Origin of the sequence: Brucella sp. 22210 (genome assembly GCF_052045675.1) — a bacterium.
Taxonomy (GTDB): Bacteria; Pseudomonadota; Alphaproteobacteria; order Rhizobiales; family Rhizobiaceae; genus Brucella.
The window spans coordinates 380,810-403,737 of the sequence record NZ_JBQEPD010000001.1; the positions used below are offsets into that span (position 1 = coordinate 380,810).

Sequence of the window (22,928 nt, forward strand, 5' to 3'; positions counted from 1 at the left end):
AGTTCAAATTTGTGGCGCGCTCTTCAGTTCTACTGATTCATATAGGAAGAAAACCGCGTGACGGAACAGGCTGTTGGCCCGATTATCGAACTTGAGAATGTTCATCTGACGCTTGGCCATGCTGCATCATCGGTGCATGTGCTGAAGGGTGTCTCCCTCAATATTGCCAGCGGCCAGTCCGTGGGCATTGTCGGTCCGTCCGGTTCGGGCAAATCCACACTTCTCATGGTTCTGGCAGGGCTGGAGCATGTCGATAACGGAACTGTGAAGATTGCGGGCGAGACGATCAGCCAGATGAGCGAGGATCAGGCAGCTGCTTTTCGCGGGGCCAATATCGGCATCGTGTTCCAGTCGTTTCACCTGATTCCCAATATGACTGCGCTGGAAAATGTGGCGGTTCCGCTGGAACTGGCAGGACGCCGGGACGCATTCGAAGTTGCGGAACGCGAGTTGAAGGCCGTCGGGCTTGGCGAACGGCTGACGCATTACCCATCCGAACTGTCCGGCGGCGAGCAGCAGCGCGTGGCGATTGCACGCGCGCTTGCGCCGTCGCCGAAAATCCTCATTGCCGACGAGCCAACCGGCAATCTCGACACCACGACGGGGCGGCAGATTGCCGATCTGCTCTTCGCCAAACAGCGCGAAAACGGGCTGACCATGGTGCTCGTTACCCACGATCCGTCGTTGGCTGCGCGTTGCGACCGCGAGATTCCCGTCCGTTCCGGTCGCATCGAAGAACCCGCCAAAGGTGGTGCGGTGTTTGAGAAACTGGTGGCTGGAGCATGAAATCTGCGACGTCGCTTTCGCTGGCACTCCGCTTTGCACTGCGCGAAATGCGCGGCGGGCTTGCCGGGTTCTATATTTTTCTGGCCTGTATCGCGCTTGGCGTGGCGGCCATTGGCGGCGTCAATTCCGTGGCGCGGTCGGTCAGCACCGGCATTGCGTCGGAAGGTCAGAGCATTCTTGGCGGTGATGTCAGCTTTGCGCTCAATCAGCGCGAAGCATCCGCCGATGAGCGCGCCTTTATCGAAAAGCAGGGCAGGATGGCCGAAAGCGCAACGATGCGCTCCATGGCTCGTATGCCAGATGGTTCCGACCAGTCGCTGGTCGAGGTGAAGGCGGTCGATGCCGCCTATACGCTCTATGGTACGCTCAAGGTCGCGCCGGAGCAGTCGCTGGCCGATATGACGGCTGTCAAAGGCGATGTTTACGGCGCTGCGGTCTCCCAGGATTTTCTCAATCGCATGGGGCTGTCGCTCGGCGCAAAGGTGCTGCTCGGTTCGCAAACATTCGAATTGCGCGGTGTGATCGAAAGCGAACCGGACCTTCTTTCGTCTGGCTTCAATTTTGCACCGCGTTTTCTCGTATCGCTTGATGGCTTGCGGGCTTCGGGTTTGATCCAGCCGGGCAGCCTTGTCGACCATGTTTATAAGGTCGCACTTCCCAATGGTGCGCCGGATTCGGCGATTGCCGAAGTCAGACGTCTGGCGACCGCCGATTTCCCGGATGCCGGGTGGAATATCCGCTCCCGCGCCAATGCCGCTCCGGCGCTGAGCGCCAATATCGAGCGCTTCTCGCAGTTCCTGACACTGGTGGGCCTGACGGCGCTGATCGTCGGCGGTGTCGGTGTGGCCAATGCTGTGCGCGCCTATCTCGATGGCAAGCGCGGTGTGATCGCGACCTTCAAGTCGCTTGGCGCGCCTGCGCGCTTTGCGGTTCTGGTCTATCTGGTGCAGATCATGGTGATCGGCCTGATCGGTATTGTGCTTGGGCTCATTCTGGCGGCGATTATTCCGTTTGCTGCCGGGATAGTGCTGGCCAATTATCTGCCGGTCGCCGGTGGCGGCGGTTTCTTTCCCGGCGCGTTGGCGCTCGCCGCCGTCTTCGGCCTGATCACCACGCTTGCCTTTGCGATCATTCCACTCGGTCGCGCCCGCGATATTCCGGCGACGGCCCTGTTCCACGAGCAGGGCTTTGAGCAACGCGGTTTGCCACCGCTGCTTTATCTGGGGCTGGCGGTTCTGCTGATTGCGGCTCTCGCTGCTCTGGCGCTTTACGTTGCCTATGACCGGCGCATTGCGGCGATCTTCATCGTCTCGGCCATTGCTGCTTTCGGCGTGCTGCGGCTTGTGGCCGATGGCATACGCTGGCTTGCCCGCCGCGCACCGCGTGTGCGCTCGACGGCGCTTCGGCTTGCAGTCGGCAATATTCACCGCCCCGGCGCCCTGACGCCTTCAGTGGTGCTTTCGCTCGGCCTTGGCCTCACGCTGATGGTGGCGATTGCGCTGATCGACGGCAATCTGCGCCGTCAGGTTACGGAAAATATTCCGGCACAGGCGCCGGATTTCTTTTTCGTCGATATCCAGAACCGCGACATTGACGATTTCACCAAGCTGGTGAGCGGCATCGTGCCGGATGGCAAGCTCACTTCCGGCCCGATGTTGCGCGGGCGTATCGTGGCTTTCAACGGCACCAATGTGCGCGACATGACCATTCCGCCCGAGGCAGCATGGGTTTTGCGCGGCGACCGCGGCATTACATTTGCCGACAAGGTGCCGGATAATTCGACGCTGAGCGAGGGCGAATGGTGGCCTGCCGATTATAGCGGTGAGCCGCTGGTCTCCTTCTCCGAACGGGAAGGCAAGGAACTGGGCCTGAAGCTTGGTGACAAGGTGACGGTCAATGTGCTGGGCCGCAACATCACCGCGAAGATCGCGAGCTTCCGGCAGGTACAGTGGGAAACGCTGGCGATGAATTTCGTCATGGTGTTTTCGCCCAACACCTTTGCCGGTGCGCCAGCGACATGGCTTGCAACGCTCACCATTCCGGACAGCCAGAAAAACCTTGCGCCCGATGTGCTCCGACAAGTCACCAAGACATGGCCCGCTGTCACGACGGTCAGCGTGACCGATGCGCTCAATGTCGCCAATGATCTCATCAGCCAGCTGGCGACGGCCATTCGCGCTGCGGCTTCGATAGCGCTTGCCGCTTCGGTTCTGGTGCTGGGCGGTGCGCTGGCTGCGGGCAACCGCGCCCGGGTGCACGATGCTGTCGTCCTGAAGACGCTGGGGGCCACACGCGGCACGCTGATTGCAGCCTATGTCATGGAATATATGCTGCTCGGTCTCGCGACAGCCCTTTTTGCACTTGCCGCCGGCAGTGCGGCTGGCTGGTATGTCGTGGTGGAAATCATGAAGCTCAAGGCGAGCTTCCTGCCTGATGTGGCGCTGATGACTGTGGCGGTTGCGCTGGTGCTGACGGTCGGTTTCGGATTGGCCGGTACTTGGCGCGTGCTGGGCCAGAAGCCTGCACAAGTGCTCCGGACTATATGAGCGATTTGTAATGTGGAGGGCTCAAAAAGCATAAGCCATTGGATCGTATGGAGAATGCGGTTCGGTTTTTCGCCGTGACCCTCGCGTTTTTTTACAGGCGGTACTTGTACGTGAGGGCCATAATCCCCATAATGTCAGGCAGGCATGCTGGAGTCCCGCCAGCGGCGCCTGGCGGCGGCTCGCCGGAATGAGCGCCCCGACACCGGACGGGACATGGCAAGAGGATTTAAGTCATGGCTGACTTTCGCAATATTCAGGCGCAGCAGAGGCCCGTAGGCGGCGCTCGCGCCGATGCAGGCATCGATCAGGGTCTGCGCAGCTATATGCTGGGCGTCTATAACATGATGGCTATCGGCCTGGCCGTTACCGGCCTTGCTGCATTCGCCGTTGCGGCACTCGCAACGACGACGGACCCGTCCGCAGCCGTCGCGCAGCTTGCTAACGGCAAGATGCTCACGGGCCTTGGCGTCGCGCTCTACACCTCGCCGCTGCGCTGGGTGGTGATGCTTGCGCCGCTGGCGGCAGTGTTCTTCCTGAGCTTCCGCATCGAACGTCTTTCGGTCTCGACCGCTAACGCCGTCTTCTGGGGCTATGCAGCTCTCGTCGGCCTGTCGCTGTCGTCGATCTTCCTGGTCTTCACCGGCCAGAGCATCGTTCGCACCTTCTTCGTGACCGCCGCGTCCTTCGGTGCGCTGTCGCTCTACGGCTACACGACCAAGCGTGACCTGTCCGCTATGGGCTCGTTCCTGATCATGGGCCTGTTCGGCCTGATCCTGGCTTCGGTCGTCAATATCTTCCTCGGCTCCTCGGCATTGCAGTTTGCAATCTCGGTGATCGGTGTTCTGATCTTCGCAGGACTCACCGCCTACGACACCCAGTCGATCAAGGAAATGTATTACGAAGGCGATGCTTCGGATACGCAGGGCCGCAAGGTCGTGATGGGCGCGCTGCGTCTCTACCTCGACTTCATCAACATGTTCACCTTCCTGCTGCAGTTCATGGGCAACCGTAACTAATCAGCAGAAGAAGCTGGAATAAGAAAGGGCAGCGGAAACGCTGCCCTTTTTGCTTTTGTCTGACGGTTTCATGATGCATTCTGGAAATGTGTAAAATCATTTCTCCGGTTCTGCCTCATGCCCATCGTTCGCGATTTCCTCCCCGCCGACATCGACGCCATCACTACAATCTATACAGAAGCCGTGCTGAACGGTTCCGGGTCCTATGAGGTCGAGCCGCCGTCGCGTGAAGATTTGCGACAGCGCTTTGAGGGCTTTGTCGAGCAGGGTTTCCCAATTCTGATTGCGGAAGAGGAGGGTGTGGTTCTGGGCTACGCCTATGCCAGCTATTTCCGCACCAGACCGGCCTATCGCTGGCTTGCGGAGGATTCGATCTATATCGCGCCAGAGGCCAAGAATAAGGGCGTCGGCAAGCTTCTCCTGCGCGAGCTGATCCAACGGGCAACGGCGCTGGGTTTCCGGCAGCTATTGGCCGTCATCGGCGATGGTGAGAACAATATCGGTTCCGTGCGGCTGCATGAAAGCCTGGGCTTCCAGCATTGCGGACGGATCGAGGGTTCAGGCTTCAAGCACGGGCGCTGGCTGGATACCGTGCTGATGCAGCTGTCGCTCAACGGCGGACGCACGCTTGAGCCGGGCAGGATGCCGCTATCCTCATCCTGAGCGCGGCGACGTTCAGGCCTCGACGAGTTTCAGGCTCTTGTCGAAGACGCGCAGCACACGTTCCAGCTCATGGCCGCGCTTCATGATCAGTCCGCTTGCGGCGATAACCGAATAAGCGCCCTGCTTTTGAGCCAGCTTGGGATTTTTCTCGATGCGGAACAGCGGAACCTCGCTGGCGCGCCGGAAGATGGAAAAGACCGCCCGGTCGCTTAAATGGTCGATGGCGTAGTCACGCCATGCCCCGGCGGCAACCATGCGGCCATAGATGTTCAGAATCTTGCCAAGTTCATGCCGGTCGAAACTGATGGTGGAGGGGGTCGGTCTGGCGTGGTCGAGTGAGACGACCTTTGGCGACGCGGACGCGTTGGACGAGGATGATGAATCCTCACTTGCTGCGCTTGAAATATCCATGTCCTTCCTTTCAGCCCTGTGGGTGGCGAAGCGGCAGGCGCGTCTTCGCCGAAACGAAGCGCATGACAGTAGGGTGATGCTTTTGTGAAACAAATTCAAGTGCGGGCAGCGGTCCTGCTGTTCAATTGACCGGGATTTCCCTCATAAAACGCCAGATTCGCCGCCTGTTTGATCGTGCATTAGTTGTTCACGAAAAACGAAAGTCTGTCTGGAATGGTGATCGTCGAACACATTTTCGCCTTGTCAGCTTCGCATTCCAGCCTGATTATGGCTTCAGCATCCACGTGTTGCCTGAGACGGTTCGGTTCGGGTATGTCCGACCCCAAGCCCCCCGCCCAAAGGACTGCCCGAGCCGAACCAACCTTCTTCGTCCGACCGTGCCGCAACACTGATACGGTCTCCAGATCTCCGAGACTGATACCCTTCCCGAAAAGTGACGACTATGTTCGATATCCGACAATGCTGCCGGATTTGAAAACTATGGTTTGTGCTGAAACCGCCGCGGTCAGAGGCCGACTGGCGCTTTTTCCTTGAACATGGCCGCGCCATGGATGCGCCCGAGCGAATTGTCGTCCCGGGTTTCCTGCAGAATCACCGCGCAACCGGAAACATCCTTGCGCTTCAGTTCGGAAGCGGGGAGTTCGATTTTCAGTGCCTTGCCGTCCCACATGCCGATCGTGTTGATCTCGCTCACCGTGTTTCGGTAAGTGATATCCTGACCGGCATTCTCGCCTTCGGTGATCGGTATGGTCACCGCATCGCGGAAATAGAACAGCACCACATGCACCGGCGATTTCGGCTTTTCGCCAGCGCCGATTTCGATGGACAAACGACCATCGTCGAGACGGTTGATCGCAACAGGCACAGTCAGCTTGTCGGCAGCGATCTGTGCGTTGATAGCCCCGCCATCGCGACCGTTGACCTCCGCCCGGCCGTTGATGATGGCCTGCGGCGTATAGATCATGCGCGCGTTGAAGGAATTGCGATAGGCATTCTGTCGGTCGGTATTATCCTGGGTGGCAAGCGTGTCGCGCCACCCAATATAATCCCAGTAATTGACGTGAAACGACAGCGCCAGCACGCTCGGATCATCGGCGAATTTGGCAAAATTATCGTCAGCCTTCGGGCAGGATTTGCAGCCCTGGCTGGTGAAAAGCTCGATAACGGCAGTCTTTTTTGGCGCATCTGCAGCCAAAGCGGAGCCTTGCATGGAGACACAACCGGTGAAAGCCAGCCCCAGAACGGCGCATATATTGCGCCAACCCGGCTGGAAATCGCCGGTCAGCCATGTGGCTGTTCCATAAAAAGAGGGCTGAGCGGTCACTTTAGTTTCATCCTGCACTAATTGATGATGTCATCTATTATGTAGGAATTGCGTCGATCAATGGGAATTCACGTTGCGGTGAGATTTCGGGGCAAGTGTGCTCTATTTGCGTCATATCAATCCCGAAATGTCGAGATTCGCGCGCGAAAACCGCGAAAATGAGAGTTTCGGCGTTGAAACTGCCGGAAAATAAAAAAGCCGCCAGATTGCTCCGGCGGCTTTTTGTTTCAATCAGGCGCTGATTAGGCAGCGAGATCGCGCAGAACGGTCTGCAGAATGCCGCCGTTCTTCATGTAGTCGAGTTCGTCCAGCGTATCGATGCGGCAGATCAGCGGAACCTTCTTCACCGAGCCGTCGGCATAGGTGATGGAAGCGTCGACCTTCTGACGCGGACGCACATCGGCAAGACCTTCGATGGTGACGATTTCGTCGCCCTTGAGGCCGAGCGTCTGCCAGCTTGTGCCTTCCTCGAAGACGAAAGGCACAATGCCCATGCCGACGAGGTTGGAGCGGTGAATTCGCTCGAAGGACTGAGCGATCACGGCCTTGACGCCGAGCAGGTTGGTGCCCTTGGCAGCCCAGTCACGCGAAGAACCGTTACCGTATTCGACGCCTGCGAAGACGACGAGCGGCACGCCCTCGGCCTTGTACTGCATGGCAGCATCATAGATCGAGGTTTCTTCCTTCGACGGGTAGTGGATGGTGTAGCCGCCTTCACGTCCGTTTTCGCCCAGCATGTGGTTGCGGATACGGATGTTTGCGAAGGTGCCGCGCATCATCACTTCATGGTTGCCGCGACGCGTGCCGTACTGGTTGAAGTCGGCAATGCCGACGCCATGGTCGATGAGATATTTGCCGGCAGGCGACTGAGCCTTGATGGAACCAGCAGGCGAAATGTGGTCGGTCGTGATCTTGTCGCCAAAGAGACCAAGAATACGAGCGCCCTTGACGTCGCCGATCTGACCTGCCGACTTGCCCATGCCGACGAAGTAAGGCGGGTTCTGCACATAGGTCGAGTTATCGTCCCACGCATAGGTCTGGCCAGCAGGAACCTGAACAGCCTGCCAGTTGGCATCGCCCTTGAACACGTCCGCATATTTCTCCGAGAAGATTTTGCGGGTGACGTTCTTGGCGATGAATTCCTGGATTTCCTTCGAGGAAGGCCAGATGTCGCGCAGGAATACCGGGTTGCCGTTCTGGTCTTCGCCGAGCGGCTCCTTGGTCAGGTCCTTGGTGACCGTACCGGCGAGAGCGTGGGCGACAACGAGCGGCGGCGAAGCAAGATAGTTTGCCTGCACGTCCGGAGAGACGCGGCCTTCGAAGTTACGGTTGCCGGACAGAACGGCAGCCGCGATCAGGCCCTTTTCGTTGATCGTCTTGGAGATCGGCGCAGGCAGCGGGCCGGAATTGCCGATGCAGGTCGTGCAGCCGAAACCGACGAGGTTGAAGCCGAGTGCATCAAGATCCTTCTGGAGACCAGCGGATTCGAGATAGGCGGCAACGACCTGAGAGCCGGGAGCCAGCGACGTCTTGACCCAAGGCTTGGTCTTGAGACCCTTGGCGACGGCGTTACGAGCCAGCAGACCGGCAGCAATCAGCACGCTCGGGTTCGAGGTGTTGGTGCAGGACGTGATAGCGGCAATCACCACATCGCCATGGCCGAGGTCGAAGTCTTCGCCTTCAACGGCATAACGCGTGGTCTGGCCGGTGGTCTTCTTGTACTCGTTTTCGAGCGAGGTTGCGAAACCGGAACCGATGTTTTCCAGCGGAATACGGCCTTCCGGACGCTTCGGACCGGCCATCGATGGAACGACGTCGGCCATGTCGAGTTCGAGAATGTCGGTGAAAACCGGATCGGCTGCACCCTTGTCGCGCCACATGCCCTGCGCACGGCAGTAAGCTTCAACCAGCTCGATGCGATGTTCGTCGCGGCCGGTGGTGTTCATGTAGTTCAGCGTTTCGCTGTCAACCGGGAAGAAGCCACAGGTTGCGCCATATTCCGGGCCCATATTGGCAATGGTCGCACGGTCGGCCAGCGTCATGTTTTCGAGGCCTTCGCCGAAGAATTCGACGAACTTGCCGACAACGCCCTTCTTGCGCAGTATCTGCGTGACGGTGAGCACGAGGTCGGTCGCGGTGACGCCTTCCTTGACCTTGCCGGTCAGGCGGAAGCCGATAACTTCCGGCAGAAGCATGGAAACCGGCTGGCCGAGCATGGCAGCTTCAGCTTCGATACCGCCCACGCCCCAGCCCAGAACGCCAAGGCCGTTGACCATGGTCGTGTGGCTGTCGGTGCCGACGCATGTGTCGGGATAGGCAACGGTTTCGCCGTCTTCTTCCTTGGTCCAGACTGCCTGGGCCAGATATTCGAGGTTTACCTGATGGCAGATGCCGGTGCCAGGAGGAACAACGCGGAAGTTCTGGAACGCCTGCTGGCCCCACTTCAGGAAGCGGTAGCGTTCGCCGTTGCGCTGATATTCGAGGTCCACATTGGCCTTGAACGCGCTTGGATTGCCGAATTCGTCAACGATGACCGAGTGATCGATAACCAGATCTACGGGCACGAGCGGATTGATCTTCTCCGGGTCGCCGCCGAGCGCCTTGAGGCCGTCGCGCATGGCTGCAAGGTCGACAACGGCTGGAACGCCGGTGAAGTCCTGCATGAGAACGCGGGCTGGGCGGTAGGCGATTTCTGCGCCGGCTTTGCCGCGGTCGGCAAGCCACTTGGCAACAGCTTCGATGTCCGACTTCTTAACGGAGCGGTCGTCCTCGAAGCGAAGCAGGTTCTCAAGAAGAACCTTCATGGAGAAAGGAAGCTTGGAAACACCCTCGAGGCCGTTCTTTTCGGCTTCGGTCAGGCTGTAATAGACATAGTCTTTACCACCTACGGTGAGGGTCTTGCGGCATTTGAAGCTGTCAATGTGTGACACTGCATTCGTCCTTATGCTACTGGCCGGAAAACCAGGACGAACGCCTAGGCTAGCGTTTCAAGGACGCGCCAAGGTGCGGGTGCAGTCATTTCCGCTGTCCGTCCCGAAGCCTGGGTCCCGAACGTTTTATTGCGGGTGCCAGGTGTTGAGATCGGCCAAAAATGGTTTCCACGCCGACCGCTGGCGTGGTAGCTGCTATATAGAGAGTTTCCTAAAACGATTCCAGACTGAATCTCGTGAATTCGCCTGCTTGCGGCGAAATGTTGCGATCCTCCCGGTTGTTCCATCGAGCTGGGAAGCGGTTGGTTTTTGAGGAGAGAAAATGCGGCTTGAGGCCGAAAATCTGGGCGGCGAACGGGGCGGCGAGACAATCTTCTCCAACCTTTCTTTCACGCTCGATAGCGGGGAGGCGCTGGTGGTCACCGGCCCGAACGGGTCAGGCAAATCCACCTTGCTGCGGATCATTTGCGGCTTGCTCGCGCCCGAAGAGGGGCGGATCGAACTGACCGAAGGCGGTGCATCACTGCCGGTGCAGGCAGCCTGCCATTATCTCGGCCATCAGAATGCGATGAAACCGGCCTTGAGCGTGCGCGAGAATCTTTTGTTCTGGCAGCGCTTTAACGGTCAGGACGCCACTGCGCCGCTGCTTGAAGTCGATGAGGCGCTGGAAGCCGTCAATCTGCCCGGCGTTGAACATTTGCCCTTCGGCTATCTCTCCACCGGACAAAAGCGCCGTGTTTCCATCGCCAAGCTTCTGGTCAGTTATCGTCCGCTATGGATTGTCGATGAGCCGACCGCAGGTCTCGACAAGGCATCCGAAGCGCGCTTTGCCGGGCTGATGCACGACCATCTGCAACAGGGCGGCATGATCATTGCTGCCACGCATATTACGCTGGGGCTGGAAGCAATTTCAGGGAAAGTGGAGGCGGGTTTCCCATCAGAAACTGCGATAGTCAGAAATATTTCTATCAAGTCGCTCGATATGGCCGGCTTCTCGCATGAGGCCTTTTGATGCTGGCGCTGTTCCTTCGCGACATGCGCTTGAGCTTTCGCGCGGGCGGCGGTGCGCTGGTCGGCATATTGTTCTTTCTCGCCGTCATTTCGGTGATGCCATTTGGCGTCGGGCCTGACCTCAATCTGCTGGCGCGGATCGGTCCTGCCATGTTGTGGATTGGTGCATTACTGGCGACGCTGCTCGGGCTTGACCGGCTGTTTCAGGTCGACCGCGACGATGGCTCGCTCGATCTTTTGCTGATCGGCTCTGACCGGCATATGCTGGCGCTCACGGTGCTGGTCAAATGCATTGCCCATTGGGCGTCGAGCGTGTTGCCGCTGGTGATCGCGTCGCCCATGCTCGGCCTTTTCATGAATATGGATGCAGCGGCAATAGGCGCTACAACCCTGACGCTTCTGGTCGGCACGCCTGCCATTGCCTTTGTCGGCGCAGTGGGGGCGGCGCTGGCGGTGGCCTTGCCGCGCGGCGGACTGCTTGTTTCCGTCATCGTGCTGCCGCTCACCATACCGGTTCTCATTTTTGGTGTATCTGCTTCTTATGGAGCGACGGTAGACAACGCCCCCTTTGTCGCTCCATTTCTGGTTCTGTCCGCGCTCACGCTGTTTTTCGCGGTGCTGGGGCCGCTGGCCGCGAGCGCCGCGCTCAAGAATTCGGCGGATTGAACATGATCCCGAAAAGTGGGAACCGGTTTTCGGTGGTCATCATGTTCGGCGGATTGACGCAGTTGATTACGGTCAATTGAACGGCATAAGGGGGGAGGTTAAGTATAGGTCATGACGAAAGACGCAGTGAAAACCGCAAGCTGGCTCGATATGGCCAACCCCACCCGCTTCCTTGCCTTTGCGGGCAAGGTTTTGCCGTGGCTGTCGGCGCTTGCCGTTCTGTTCCTTGTTGGCGGTCTCGCCATGGTCTTCCTGTCGCCAGACGATTACCAGCAGGGCCTCACGGTCCGCATCATGTATATCCATGTGCCTTTCGCATGGCTTTCCATGATGTGCTATTCGATCATGGCCGTATCGGCGCTGGGAACGCTGGTCTGGCGGCATCCGTTGGCCGATGTCTCGATCCGGGCCGCCGCGCCGCTTGGTGCCGTGTTCACGGCCTTGGCGCTGGCTACGGGTTCACTCTGGGGCAAACCCATGTGGGGCACGTGGTGGGTGTGGGACGCACGCCTGACCTCGGTTTTCGTGCTGTTTCTGATGTATCTCGGCATTATCGCACTGTCGCGCGCCTTCGCCGATCCGGCCAAGAGCGCCAAGCCGGTTGCCGTGCTGACGCTGGTCGGCTTCATCAATATCCCGATCATTAAATTCTCGGTCGACTGGTGGAACACGTTGCACCAGCCAGCGTCGGTTTTCCGCATGGGCGGACCGACCATCGATGCATCCATGTTGCGTCCGCTGTTCGTGATGGCGATTGGTTTCACGCTGCTGTTCTTCGCGCTGCATATGATGGCGATGCGTAACGAAATCTGGCGTCGCCGCGTGGCTTCGATGAAGAAGCTGGCCGCCCGCAACGCGGATCGCAAGCGCAGCAAACAAATCCAGGAGGAGGGAGCGGTATGAGCAATCATCTCGGCTTCGTCGTGGCTGCTTATGGCATCACAATCGTTGCGCTTGTCCTGACCGTTGGCTGGATATTCATCGATCAGCGTATCCAGAAAAATGAGCTGAAGCGGCTTGAGGCGCAGGGCGTGCGCCGCCGGTCCTCAAAGCCAGCCGGATCAGTACAATGAGCGAGGCGACGCAAAGACCTGCTGCGCCGAAAAAGCGTGCCACATGGGTAGCGCTTCTGCCTCTGCTGGTCTTTGTGGGGCTGGCTGCCATCTTTGCGGTACAGCTTTTGTCCGGCAAGGATAGCTCGGCCATTCCATCCGCGTTGATCGGCAAGCAAGCGCCGCAAACCAATCTCCCGGCAGTCGAAGGCCTGATGCGCGACGGGGTTCCGGTGCCGGGCCTCAACAGCGAAGATTTCAAAACGAGTCCGGGGGGCAAGCTGACATTGGTGAATGTTTGGGGATCGTGGTGCGTTCCCTGCCGTCAGGAGCATCCGCTTCTGATGGAAATCGCCAAGGAAAGCCGCATTCGTCTGGTGGGCCTCAATTATAAGGATCAGCCCGAAAATGCCCGCCGTTTTCTGGGCGATCTCGGCAATCCCTTTGCCGCGGTCGGTGCCGACCGTGCGGGCCGCTCAGCTATTGAATGGGGCGTCTATGGCGTGCCGGAAACCTTCCTCGTCGGCCCGGACGGTAAGATCATCTACAAGCATGTCGGGCCGTTCACGCCGGAGTCGGTACGTGATGATCTGATGCCTGCGGTGGCGAAGGCTGTTCAGTAATCTACGGAGGTTGCTGCGCCGCTCTTTTCCCTCATCCTGAGGAGGGGCCCTGAGCTTGCGAAGGGAACCGTCTCGAAGGGCTGAGGGGGGCGAAGCAACCGGTTTACAACGGGCCAAGATGAAAAAGCCCCGCATGTGCGGGGCTTTTGCTTTTCTTATGATCAAATCAATCCGGCAATTTCCGAACCGCACCCTTCGCAGCACTCGTTGCCATGGAAGCATAAGCCTTAAGCGCGGTTGAAACCTTGCGCTTGCGCTCTTCAAGCGGCTTCCAGCCTGTTGCTTCCTGCTCGGCGCGGCGTTCGGCAAGTGTCGCATCGTCCACGGCGAGGTGGATCTTGCGGTTTGGAATATCGATATCGATGATATCGCCTTCGCGCACCAGACCGATCGTGCCGCCTTCGGCTGCTTCCGGGGAAACGTGGCCGATCGAGAGGCCCGACGAACCGCCCGAGAAACGACCGTCGGTGATCAGCGCGCAGGCCTTGCCCAGACCCTTCGACTTCAGATAGCTGGTCGGGTAGAGCATTTCCTGCATGCCGGGACCGCCGCGCGGGCCTTCATAGCGGATCAGCACAATGTCGCCAGCCTTGATCTTGCCGTTCAGAATGCCGAGCACTGCCGTATCCTGACTTTCGAAGATACGTGCCGGGCCGGAGAACTTCAGGATGGAGTCATCCACGCCTGCCGTCTTCACGATGCAGCCGTCTTCGGCCAGATTACCGTAAAGCACGGCCAGACCGCCATCCTGGCTGAACGCATGTTCCTTGGAGCGGATGACGCCCTTTTCGCGGTCGGTATCGACGCTGTCGAAGCGGCGTTCCTGGCTGAAAGCCACCTGCGTCGGCACGCCGCCGGGCGCAGCCGAGTAGAACTTGTGCACCATTTCGCTGTTGGTGCGGGTCACGTCCCAATGGTCCAGCGCCTTGGCAACAGTCTGGCTGTGCACGGTCGGCAGATCGGTATTGATCAGGCCTGCCTTGTCGAGCTGGCCTAGGATGCCCATGATGCCACCCGCACGGTGCACATCTTCCATGTGAACCGTGTTGTTGGCAGGCGCGACCTTGCAGAGCACCGGCACGCGGCGCGACAGGCGGTCGATATCGGCCATGGTGAAATCGATTTCGGCTTCCTGTGCAGCTGCGAGAAGATGCAGAACCGTATTGGTCGAGCCGCCCATGGCGATGTCGAGCGTCATGGCGTTTTCAAAGGCCGGGAAGCTTGCAATCGAGCGCGGCAGCACGCTTTCATCGTCCTGCTCGTAATAACGGCGGGCGAGATCGACGACCAGATGACCGGCTTCCACGAAGAGGCGCTTGCGGTCGGCATGGGTTGCGAGCGTCGAGCCATTGCCCGGCAACGACAAGCCGAGCGCTTCGGTCAGGCAGTTCATCGAGTTCGCGGTGAACATGCCCGAGCACGAACCGCAGGTCGGGCAGGCGGAGCGTTCAATCGTCTTGACCTGCTCGTCGGTATAGTGATCGTCAGCAGCGGCGACCATGGCATCGACAAGGTCGAGCTTCTTGACCTGATCGTCCCAGATCACCTTGCCTGCTTCCATTGGTCCGCCCGAAACGAACACGACCGGAATATTGAGGCGCAATGCGGCCATCAGCATTCCGGGGGTGATCTTGTCGCAATTGGAAATGCAGACCATCGCATCGGCGCAATGGGCATTGACCATATATTCGACCGAGTCGGCGATGAGTTCGCGCGACGGCAGCGAATAGAGCATGCCGTCATGGCCCATGGCGATGCCGTCATCGACGGCGATGGTGTTGAATTCCTTGGCGACGCCGCCAGCGCTTTCGATTTCGCGCGCGACGAGCTGGCCGAGATCCTTGAGGTGAACGTGGCCCGGCACGAACTGCGTGAACGAGTTCACCACAGCAATAATCGGCTTGCCGAAATCCTCATCCTTCATGCCGGTGGCGCGCCATAGGCCGCGCGCACCCGCCATATTGCGGCCGTGGGTGGTTGTTCGCGAACGATAAGGAGGCATTTTCTGACCTTTTAGGAATTAAACCGGAGCGATTTCATCCGAACCGCCCCATCCATTGATAGTAACCCGTTTCCTGTCACAAAACCGTATCACGCTTTTGCTGGAAACATTCTAACTTCATTGCCGATATGACAGAACCCCTTGCAGCAGGCAAAGCGCAAATTGCCCCATATTGCCAGTGGCGGGACCAATTGCAGGTTTACAAACAACGAAAAGGGTTCCGGTGTGCGACAGCTTTCGCAGGCACAGGCAACCCCAATCTAGCAGGTTCTTGTTATAATGCAAAAGAATTCAGGCTTAAAACGTAACGAAATTGCTTGAACTCAGTTTGCGGCCATTGCCATGGCGGTATCAAGCAGGGCGTTCGCGGTCTTCATACGCTGTTCCGCATCGGCGCGAAACTCCGGCGGCAGGCGGTCCGGATGGTTGCCGGCAGCAAAGGACCGGCGCAGACGCTGTAGTTCGGCGCGCTTCAAACCGGGGCGAAGATCAAGCTCGCGCCTTATAGCGTCCGGTGACTGGTTTTGCATGCGGACTGCGATTTCATGCCGCTCTGTTTCAAGAAGGGTCTCAGGCCGCTCAGTCTCGCCGCTCTTTTCCTCAAGGTCAAAGAGGGGAGCAAGATCAACTTCCGGTCGCGATGGTGCGGCACTATCGCTAAACCCTGCGGAGAAGACCGCCGATGCGAGATTGATCTGCGGCCGGATCACGGTTTCTTCCTGACCGGAGCTTGCTTCGGCTTCTTTCAGGACAGTTGCAAAATCCGGGAAGGCCTGCCGCATCGGTCTCAGCGCACCGCAACGGCCGAAAGGGCGGTGGCCAGTGTGCGGGTAAGTATGATGGGCGGGATCGGCTTCTGGAAGACCGGCACTTCGGGATAGCGCGCTGCGAGTTCAGCGGGCAGTCCGCCGCCTGTATGGATGACGACGAATGTGTTGCGGCTTTTCAGCCGGTCGAGAATAGGTTCGACATTGCCGTCAGCCAGGTTCACATCGAGGATGGCGGCGTCGACTTCGTTCCTGCTGATGAGATCCATCGCCTGCCGGACAGTGCCGACCGGACCGACAACCGTCCCGTTCGCATCTTCCACAGTCGCGGCAACGTCGAGAGCGACGAAAATTTCGTCCTCCACAACCAGTATGCGCCGCTGTTCAAGATCGTTCATCACTGTCTTTCACCTCTACGGGAGCCCACGTTGCGAGGCCCGCGCTTCCATTCAGAAAATGCGCGAACACTAAGGGTGGTTCCCTTCACTGCATGATAATTCACTTATGGTGAATCAAATCTTTACCGCAGGAAGAGGTCCCGAAGACAATCAGCCGATGTTTAGCCGATGCTCAAAATGCTGTGAAAGTCAGCGTGGTCAGGGAACGCACGATATTGGGAATGTTGAGCACGTTCTCATTGATGAATTTGCCGATATCGTGGTCCTCGGTGACGTAGATTTTCGCCAGCAGGTCGAATTCGCCGCTGGTCGAGTAAAGCTCGGACACGATCTCGCGCTGGAAGAGAGTGTCGGCAACCTCATAGGTTTTACCGGGAGCGCACTGCAGTTGCAGGAAAACGGGCTTCATGTCTCTACCTTTCGCATCGGATGGCGGCGTTCGAGGTTTCAAACACGGTCGGGCAGGCGAAATCAAGAGCCATTGCGCGATAGAACCTGCCCACTTGCTGCAAATTCTGTTCGAAACCTGATCGACCGCATGACCAAAAGCTGTGGTCAAATGGAGCGATGGGGCACAATTGCTCTGGTAATATATCAATTTCAGGTGATGATCGGCTTTGCGTCCCAAATCGCTGTTATAGTCCCGCGCTCTGCGTCGGAGTACAATTTTCACCCTACACCGATGCATTTGCGAGGAGTATCCGAAGGTCTCATGAAATTTATGTCTGTTCTGTCCCCGGCTTTTGCCGTCGCTTGCCTTGTCTCTCTGGTTTCGATGGCTTTGCCGGCTTCCGCAATGAATGCTTCTGAAAAAGCGCAGCTCGAAAAGCTCGATCCAGATACCCGTCTGGAGCAGCGTTGCGATGTGGAGGCCATGGAGCGGATAACCCGCGAACAGAATAAATTCTCGGTCGACAAGGTGCTGGCCTACGCTTTTTCCGATCCGGTGACGCAGAAAAACTCCATCGATGCAGAAGGCGCTGCATTCCGCAGCCGCGAGCGCTGGTACAAACTCGCCTTCACCTGCAAGACCGATGATGAGCACATCAATATCACGTCGTTCAAATATGATATTGGCGATGAAGTCCCTGAAGACCAGTGGGACAAGCACTATCTGGTGCCTTGATCAGGCTCGGTTTCCTTTTACTCTAGCGAATTTTCATTCGAATGGCTGATCCCGCCTGTTGCAGGCGGGGCAGGCGCGCGCGACCAATGATCCCGAATATATTGGGCCCGAATATATTGGGGTTGCCTGCCTGTGCGATGTGTGGTCTCACTGTATTAATTATTGCTAAACTTATAACAATAATCGGTTTTCTGGATATGACGCTTAATATCACCGTTGCATTTATCGTTGTCGGCTTGCTGTTTTGCTATCTCAAATGCCGCAAGCTTGGCCTTGTTTCTATTGCCATCGGCATTGTTCTTTATGGCGCAATCGCATCGGCAATTCTGCCTGATTTTCTGATGCAGCGCTTGCAGTCGCCTTATTCATCAAGGCTGCCATCGCCAATCCAGGACAACACCGCCTTTATCATTTTCGGCATGGGGACGCAGACGGTCACCGAGCGTGGTGAGAAAGTGGTTGAGCCGCTTGCCTTTTCTTATGGGCCGATTCTTGCCGCTGCGGGCATGAATCATCAATGCGTCGCGAGCGCTTTGAAGTGCACCTTTATTGTCAGCGGTGCGGATGTGGCCGGGACGGGTGTAACCGAGGCAGCGTCAATCGCCGCACAATTGGTGAAGGCAGGCGTCGATCCCGCGTCCATTTTGTTGGACGGGAAAAGCCGAAACACCTGGCAGAACGCCAAAAATACCGCCGCTATTCTGCGCGCGATCAAGCCTGCCAAAGTCGTGCTGTTGCAGAATGCACCGATCATCAAGCGGGACCTCTTGTATCTGGCGCATTTCGGCGTGACGCCTGAGCCGGTCGCGGCTGGCTTTCTGACGGCAGCGCATACCAATATGTCTTCGGCTGGCCTCTATTTTCTGATAACCGATCTGGCGCTGCATGAAGCGGTTGGCATCTGGCGCTACGACTTTTACAATTACATGGGCTGGAACGAGCCGAAACAGCCACCTCTTGTATTGAACGCAGCTTCGGCGGCGATTCCCGCCCCTGCCCGGTGAGTTAATGATGCTACGTCCGGCGTGTTTCCATAGGGTGCCGGAAAAAATATCCCCGAAATATCCTCAAAAGGGAGTAGATTTTTCGAAGCCGTTTTAAATTTCGGTGAGGTTGTGGCATCCTGTCGTCAAAGACCTCTGATACTGTCCTGACCAATGGATACTCGAGGGATAACCCGTGGGGGGACCCAAAGGAAACAATGGAGGCGGTCGTGAAATTATCGAAACTTTCACTCACTTTGGCGGCATTGGTGGCAGCGGCATCGCTGGCTGGAACCGTTCAAGCAAGCCATGCGGATCAGACGCTTCTGAATGTGTCCTACGATCCAACGCGTGAGCTGTACAAGGATTACAATGCGGCCTTTGCGGCACATTGGAAGAAGGAAACAGGCGAAACGGTCACCATCCGCGCATCGCATGGCGGTTCGGGTGCACAGGCCCGTTCGGTGATTGATGGCGTCAAGGCCGATGTGGTGACGCTGGCGCTCGAAAGCGATATCGACGCCATTGCGGAACGCACGGGCAAGATCGACAAGGAATGGCGCAAGCGCTTGCCGAACAATTCGTCGCCCTATACGTCGACGATCGTTTTTCTGGTGCGCAAGGGTAACCCGAAGGCCATCAAGGATTGGGGCGATCTGGTGAAGGATGGCGTGGAAGTCATCACGCCGAACCCCAAGACCTCCGGCGGCGCACGCTGGAACTATCTCGCCGCATGGGCCTGGGCCTACAAGCAGTATGGCGGCGACGAACAGAAGATCAAGGATTACATCGCTGATCTGTTCCGCCATGTTCCGGTGCTCGATACCGGCGCACGCGGTGCGACGACTAGCTTTGTGCAGCGCCAGCTGGGCGATGTGCTGCTGGCCTGGGAAAATGAAGCCTATCTCTCGGTTGCCGAATTTGGTGAAGACGCGTTCGATATCGTCGTGCCGCCGCAATCGATCCTGGCTGAACCGCCGGTCGCGGTTGTTGACAAGAACGCCGAGGAAAATGGCACCACAAAGCTGGCGCAGGCCTATCTCGAATATCTCTATTCGCCGGAAGGTCAGGCCATCGCGGCCAAGCATTTCTACCGTCCGTCGAAGCCTGATCTGATCCCTGCCGACCAGCAGCACAAACTTCCCGACTTGACGCTGGTCACCATCGATGATCCGATTTTCGGCGGTTGGGCCAAGGCACAGCCTTATCATTTCGGTGACGGAGGCACGTTCGACCAGATCTACAAGCCTGGCAAATAAGAGGCAGCCATTTCGGGGAGCCGCGGCAGACGCGGCTTTCCGTTTAATGCGCAATAAGAGCACAGTCAGCCCGCAAGAACCGGAGCTGATATTTGCAGCCACTGAAAAAGGGAACAAAACAACAGCATGTCTTCGCTCCCTGCACGGGCCAGAGCAGGGTTTCACTTTCGCAAGCCGAGCGTCATTCCAGGTTTCGGACTGACGTTCGGTTTCAGTGTTGCCTATCTGACCCTTCTCATTCTCATCCCGCTGGCAGCCCTCGTGCTGCGCTCCACCGATGTCGGTTTCGCCGGTTTCTGGCGGCTCATCACCGATGATCGCACGCTGAAGGCGCTCGAAACAAGCTTTGGAACGGCGTTTATCGCCGCTCTGGTCAATGTGGTGTTCGGCGTCATTCTGGCCTGGGTCCTGACCCGCTATCGCTTTCCCGGCCGCCGCGTCGTGGATGCGATTGTCGATATCCCCTTCGCATTGCCGACAGCCGTTGCCGGTATTGCGCTTGCGGCCATCTACGCGCCAAATGGCTGGATTGGCAGCCTGTTTGCGCCCTTTGGCATCCGCATCGCCTTCACGCGTCTGGGCATTGTGATCGCGCTGATCTTCATCGGCCTGCCATTCGTGGTGCGCACCGTGCAGCCGATCATGGAAGAAATCAGCCGTGAGGTTGAAGAGGCGGCGGCGACGCTTGGTGCTTCGCGTTTCCAGACCATCTGGCGCGTGCTCCTGCCGAGCCTTCAGCCTGCCATTCTGACCGGCTTTGCGCTCGCCTTTGCGCGCGGCGTGGGTGAATATGGCTCGGTCATCTTCATTGCGGGCAACACGCCTTATGTATCGGAAATTACGCCGCTGCTGATCGTGGTCAAGCTGGAGGAGTTTGACTACGCCGGTGCGACAGCGCTGGCCACCATCATGCTGGTGCTATCCTTCGCGATGCTCTTGCTCATCAATCTCATTCAGGCGCGATCAAGAAAGAAATACGGCTATGGCGAATGAAAAAAAGCGCGCCAGCCGTAGTGCTGTGACCGAAAGCAGACCGACGCGCATCATCCTGATCGCGCTCGCGCTGGCGTTTCTGGCTCTCTTCCTGATTCTGCCGGTAATTGCAGTCTTTGTCGAAGCATTCCGCAAAGGCCCCACGGCCTATGTCGAGGCCTTGCTGGAGCCGGACGCCTGGTCGGCAATCAGGCTCACTTTGACTGTCGCGGCCATCGCCGTGCCGCTCAATCTGGTCTTCGGCGTTGCCGCCGCCTGGGCAATCGCCAAGTTCGAATTCAAGGGCAAGGCGCTCTTGACCACGCTGATCGATCTGCCGTTTTCGGTGTCGCCGGTGATTTCCGGTCTGGTCTTCGTGCTGCTGTTCTCCAGTCACAGCCTGCTCGGGCCCTGGCTGGAGCAACATGGTATCCAGATACTCTTCGCGGTGCCCGGCATTGTGCTGGCGACGGTTTTCGTGACGTTTCCGTTTGTGGCGCGTGAATTGATCCCGCTGATGCAGGAACAGGGAACCGGCGACGAAGAAGCGGCGATTTCGCTTGGCGCCAATGGTTGGCAGACATTTCGCTATGTCACACTGCCGAACGTCAAATGGGGTCTCCTCTATGGCGTTCTGCTTTGCAATGCGCGCGCCATGGGTGAATTCGGCGCCGTATCCGTGGTATCGGGCCGCATTCGCGGTCTCACGAATACCATGCCTTTGCATGTGGAAATTCTCTATAACGAGTATAACTTCGTCGCGGCATTCGCGGTGGCCTCGCTTCTGGCCCTGCTTGCGCTTCTGACGCTGGCGCTCAAGACAATCCTCGAACTGCGCTATAGCGATGAGCTGGCGGGCAGCAACGGGCACTGAAAACAATCTGGGATGCTGATCCCATGCGCTTGAACGCGCTTGAAAGAACGATGGCCGCGAAGCGGCAGGGGAAAGGATTGGGAATGGAAGTTCGTGTTGCCGATGTGCGTAAAGAGTTCGCCCGTTTTCCGGCTTTGCATAATGTGTCGCTGGATATCCGTTCTGGCGAACTGATCGCGCTGCTCGGCCCTTCCGGTTCGGGCAAGACCACGCTGTTGCGTTTGATCGCCGGACTGGAAACACCGACCGAAGGGACGATTTTCTTCGGTGAGGAAGACGCCTCGCAGAAAAGCGTGCAGGAGCGCAATGTCGGATTCGTTTTCCAGCATTATGCGCTGTTCCGGCATATGACGGTTGCGGACAATATCGGTTTCGGCCTCAAGGTTCGTCCCGGTTCAACCCGTCCGGCCACCGGTGAAATCCGCCGTCGCGCACTGGAATTGCTCGATCTGGTGCAGTTGCAGGGGCTTGAAAAGCGCTATCCAGCCCAGCTTTCGGGTGGCCAGCGCCAGCGCGTCGCACTTGCCCGCGCCATGGCCATCGAGCCGAAGGTTTTGCTGCTCGACGAGCCTTTCGGTGCGCTCGATGCGCTGGTACGCAAGGAACTGCGCCGCTGGCTGCGTGAGATTCACGACAAGACCGGCCACACCACGGTTTTCGTGACGCACGATCAGGATGAAGCGCTGGAACTGGCCGACCGCGTTGTGGTCCTGAGCCAGGGACGCATTGAACAGGTCGGCACACCGGATGAGGTCTATGACGATCCGAACTCGCCTTTCGTCTATGGATTCATCGGCGAGTCCAGCACGCTTCCGGTCCGTGTCGAGAATGGCGAAGTCTGGCTGACGGATCGCAATATCGGCCTCACCGCCGAGGGTGCTGCAAGCGGCGAAGCGCAGCTCTATTTCCGCCCGCATGATGTCGAACTACTCGACGGTTGCGGCGGCTGCATCGCTGGCACGGTGGTGGCAAGCCGCCGTTCCGGCGGCAAGCGGCGCGTGGAGCTTGAAGTGGGCGGCGCGCGGGAGCGCATCGAGATCGAAATTCCGGCGGAACACCCGGCTGCGGAGAAAAGCCGCATCGCGTTTCGTCCGCGCTACTGGAAGTTGTTTCCGGCAGGTGGCCCCGAAAAGGCTTCGGCGGGAACTTCGGCAAAAATCGACGCCTGAATCGCTATTTTTGGTTCGATAAACTGACAAAAGGCGGCTGTCGCGCGGTGATTCTTGCGCGACAGCCGCTTTTTTTGTCCTGTCGGGCGTGAATGCGAGCGCGCGCGTAAATTTCCTGCTCGCTTACTCAGAGTGGTATTATTTTAAATTTCAATATGTTACGATTGTAAAAGGCCACGATTTTCATAACGCAACATTACTGTTCGGAAAGAATTGTGCGTTGCGATTTAAACGGTTTGAATATCAGCACAATGCGCCGTCGCATTTTGGCCAAAAGCGGGCGACATGCAGGGAACCGATCAAGGATACTGTCGTTTCCCTAGACTGAATCGAATTTAGTATCCACCGCC

At 58.0% G+C, this 22,928-nt stretch carries 23 protein-coding genes; 16 read left to right on the forward strand and 7 right to left on the reverse strand.

Features of this window, described 5'->3' with window-relative positions; all coding sequences use genetic code 11:
- The first annotated feature begins 57 nt into the window (after positions 1–57).
- The 4 genes from ACTJKP_RS01835 (at position 58) to ACTJKP_RS01850 (ending at position 5,011) form a co-directional block, all read left to right on the forward strand.
- Positions 58–786: an ABC transporter ATP-binding protein gene (locus ACTJKP_RS01835; protein ID WP_440629485.1), complete on the forward strand. Its 729-nt coding sequence runs from the start codon at positions 58–60 to the stop codon at positions 784–786.
- A complete protein-coding gene (locus ACTJKP_RS01840) occupies positions 783–3,332 on the forward strand; it encodes an ABC transporter permease (protein ID WP_440629486.1) in 2,550 nt (849 codons plus the stop codon). The genes ACTJKP_RS01835 and ACTJKP_RS01840 overlap by 4 nt, the downstream gene beginning before the upstream one ends.
- A 233-nt stretch (positions 3,333–3,565) precedes the next feature.
- Entirely contained in the window at positions 3,566–4,348 is a 783-nt protein-coding gene (locus ACTJKP_RS01845) for a Bax inhibitor-1/YccA family protein (RefSeq protein WP_078339693.1), read from the forward strand.
- Between the two features lie 117 nt (positions 4,349–4,465).
- Complete coding sequence (locus ACTJKP_RS01850) at positions 4,466–5,011, forward strand: N-acetyltransferase family protein (protein WP_440629487.1); 546 nt, start codon at positions 4,466–4,468, stop codon at positions 5,009–5,011.
- Positions 5,012–5,023: 12 nt separating this feature from the next.
- On the opposite strand, the gene ACTJKP_RS01855 is transcribed toward ACTJKP_RS01850, so the two are convergent.
- The 3 genes from ACTJKP_RS01855 to acnA all read right to left on the reverse strand — a co-directional run bounded on the left by ACTJKP_RS01855 (position 5,024) and on the right by acnA (position 9,676).
- Entirely contained in the window at positions 5,024–5,422 is a 399-nt protein-coding gene (locus ACTJKP_RS01855) for a DUF2794 domain-containing protein (RefSeq protein WP_440629488.1), read from the reverse strand.
- A gap of 505 nt (positions 5,423–5,927) precedes the next feature.
- Positions 5,928–6,662 (reverse strand): DUF1223 domain-containing protein, encoded by a 735-nt coding sequence (locus ACTJKP_RS01860; protein ID WP_440629630.1) that lies wholly within the window; start codon positions 6,660–6,662, stop codon positions 5,928–5,930.
- Positions 6,663–6,988: 326 nt separating this feature from the next.
- Positions 6,989–9,676: an aconitate hydratase AcnA gene (gene acnA / locus ACTJKP_RS01865; protein ID WP_440629489.1), complete on the reverse strand. Its 2,688-nt coding sequence runs from the start codon at positions 9,674–9,676 to the stop codon at positions 6,989–6,991.
- A gap of 322 nt (positions 9,677–9,998) precedes the next feature.
- On the opposite strand from acnA, the gene ccmA reads away from it, so the two are divergent.
- The 5 genes from ccmA (at position 9,999) to ACTJKP_RS01890 (ending at position 13,028) form a co-directional block, all read left to right on the forward strand.
- On the forward strand, positions 9,999–10,688 hold the full coding sequence (ccmA, locus tag ACTJKP_RS01870; protein ID WP_440629490.1) for a heme ABC exporter ATP-binding protein CcmA: 690 nt from the start codon (positions 9,999–10,001) through the stop codon (positions 10,686–10,688).
- Complete coding sequence (ccmB, locus tag ACTJKP_RS01875; RefSeq protein ID WP_151588620.1) at positions 10,688–11,353, forward strand: heme exporter protein CcmB; 666 nt, start codon at positions 10,688–10,690, stop codon at positions 11,351–11,353. Before ccmA ends, ccmB begins: the two co-directional genes overlap by 1 nt.
- 111 nt (positions 11,354–11,464) lie before the next feature.
- Complete coding sequence (locus ACTJKP_RS01880) at positions 11,465–12,256, forward strand: heme ABC transporter permease (protein ID WP_078339686.1); 792 nt, start codon at positions 11,465–11,467, stop codon at positions 12,254–12,256.
- Complete coding sequence (gene ccmD / locus ACTJKP_RS01885) at positions 12,253–12,426, forward strand: heme exporter protein CcmD (protein WP_440629491.1); 174 nt, start codon at positions 12,253–12,255, stop codon at positions 12,424–12,426. The genes ACTJKP_RS01880 and ccmD overlap by 4 nt, the downstream gene beginning before the upstream one ends.
- Positions 12,423–13,028 (forward strand): DsbE family thiol:disulfide interchange protein, encoded by a 606-nt coding sequence (locus ACTJKP_RS01890; protein ID WP_440629492.1) that lies wholly within the window; start codon positions 12,423–12,425, stop codon positions 13,026–13,028. The genes ccmD and ACTJKP_RS01890 overlap by 4 nt, the downstream gene beginning before the upstream one ends.
- Before the next feature lie 166 nt (positions 13,029–13,194).
- Here ACTJKP_RS01890 and ilvD read toward each other — a convergent pair whose 3' ends face one another.
- The 4 genes from ilvD to ACTJKP_RS01910 all read right to left on the reverse strand — a co-directional run bounded on the left by ilvD (position 13,195) and on the right by ACTJKP_RS01910 (position 16,604).
- Entirely contained in the window at positions 13,195–15,030 is a 1,836-nt protein-coding gene (gene ilvD / locus ACTJKP_RS01895; RefSeq protein WP_440629493.1) for a dihydroxy-acid dehydratase, read from the reverse strand.
- Between the two features lie 323 nt (positions 15,031–15,353).
- Complete coding sequence (locus ACTJKP_RS01900) at positions 15,354–15,812, reverse strand: hypothetical protein (RefSeq protein WP_440629494.1); 459 nt, start codon at positions 15,810–15,812, stop codon at positions 15,354–15,356.
- 5 nt (positions 15,813–15,817) lie between these two features.
- Complete coding sequence (locus tag ACTJKP_RS01905) at positions 15,818–16,195, reverse strand: response regulator (protein WP_440629495.1); 378 nt, start codon at positions 16,193–16,195, stop codon at positions 15,818–15,820.
- A 172-nt stretch (positions 16,196–16,367) separates the two neighbouring features.
- Positions 16,368–16,604 carry an Lrp/AsnC ligand binding domain-containing protein gene (locus ACTJKP_RS01910; RefSeq protein WP_078339681.1) on the reverse strand — a complete coding sequence of 79 codons (237 nt, stop codon included), beginning with the start codon at positions 16,602–16,604 and terminating at the stop codon, positions 16,368–16,370.
- Between ACTJKP_RS01910 and ACTJKP_RS01915 the strand changes: the two genes are divergently transcribed.
- The 7 genes from ACTJKP_RS01915 (at position 16,603) to ACTJKP_RS01945 (ending at position 22,578) form a co-directional block, all read left to right on the forward strand.
- The gene (locus ACTJKP_RS01915; protein WP_440629496.1) at positions 16,603–16,725 is read left to right on the forward strand and encodes a hypothetical protein; all 123 of its coding nucleotides are present in this window, start codon (positions 16,603–16,605) and stop codon (positions 16,723–16,725) included. The genes ACTJKP_RS01910 and ACTJKP_RS01915 overlap by 2 nt on opposite strands.
- Positions 16,726–16,907: 182 nt before the next feature.
- Positions 16,908–17,321, forward strand: a complete 414-nt coding sequence (locus tag ACTJKP_RS01920; RefSeq protein WP_078339680.1) for a DUF930 domain-containing protein — start codon at positions 16,908–16,910, stop codon at positions 17,319–17,321.
- A gap of 197 nt (positions 17,322–17,518) precedes the next feature.
- Complete coding sequence (locus tag ACTJKP_RS01925; RefSeq protein WP_440629497.1) at positions 17,519–18,325, forward strand: YdcF family protein; 807 nt, start codon at positions 17,519–17,521, stop codon at positions 18,323–18,325.
- Between the two features lie 209 nt (positions 18,326–18,534).
- Complete coding sequence (locus ACTJKP_RS01930) at positions 18,535–19,563, forward strand: sulfate ABC transporter substrate-binding protein (RefSeq protein WP_440629498.1); 1,029 nt, start codon at positions 18,535–18,537, stop codon at positions 19,561–19,563.
- 126 nt (positions 19,564–19,689) lie between these two features.
- A complete protein-coding gene (gene cysT, locus ACTJKP_RS01935) occupies positions 19,690–20,556 on the forward strand; it encodes a sulfate ABC transporter permease subunit CysT (protein WP_078339678.1) in 867 nt (288 codons plus the stop codon).
- Entirely contained in the window at positions 20,546–21,409 is an 864-nt protein-coding gene (gene cysW / locus ACTJKP_RS01940) for a sulfate ABC transporter permease subunit CysW (protein WP_078339677.1), read from the forward strand. The genes cysT and cysW overlap by 11 nt, the downstream gene beginning before the upstream one ends.
- An 83-nt stretch (positions 21,410–21,492) precedes the next feature.
- Positions 21,493–22,578: a sulfate/molybdate ABC transporter ATP-binding protein gene (locus ACTJKP_RS01945; protein ID WP_440629499.1), complete on the forward strand. Its 1,086-nt coding sequence runs from the start codon at positions 21,493–21,495 to the stop codon at positions 22,576–22,578.
- Positions 22,579–22,928: the final 350 nt, after the last annotated feature.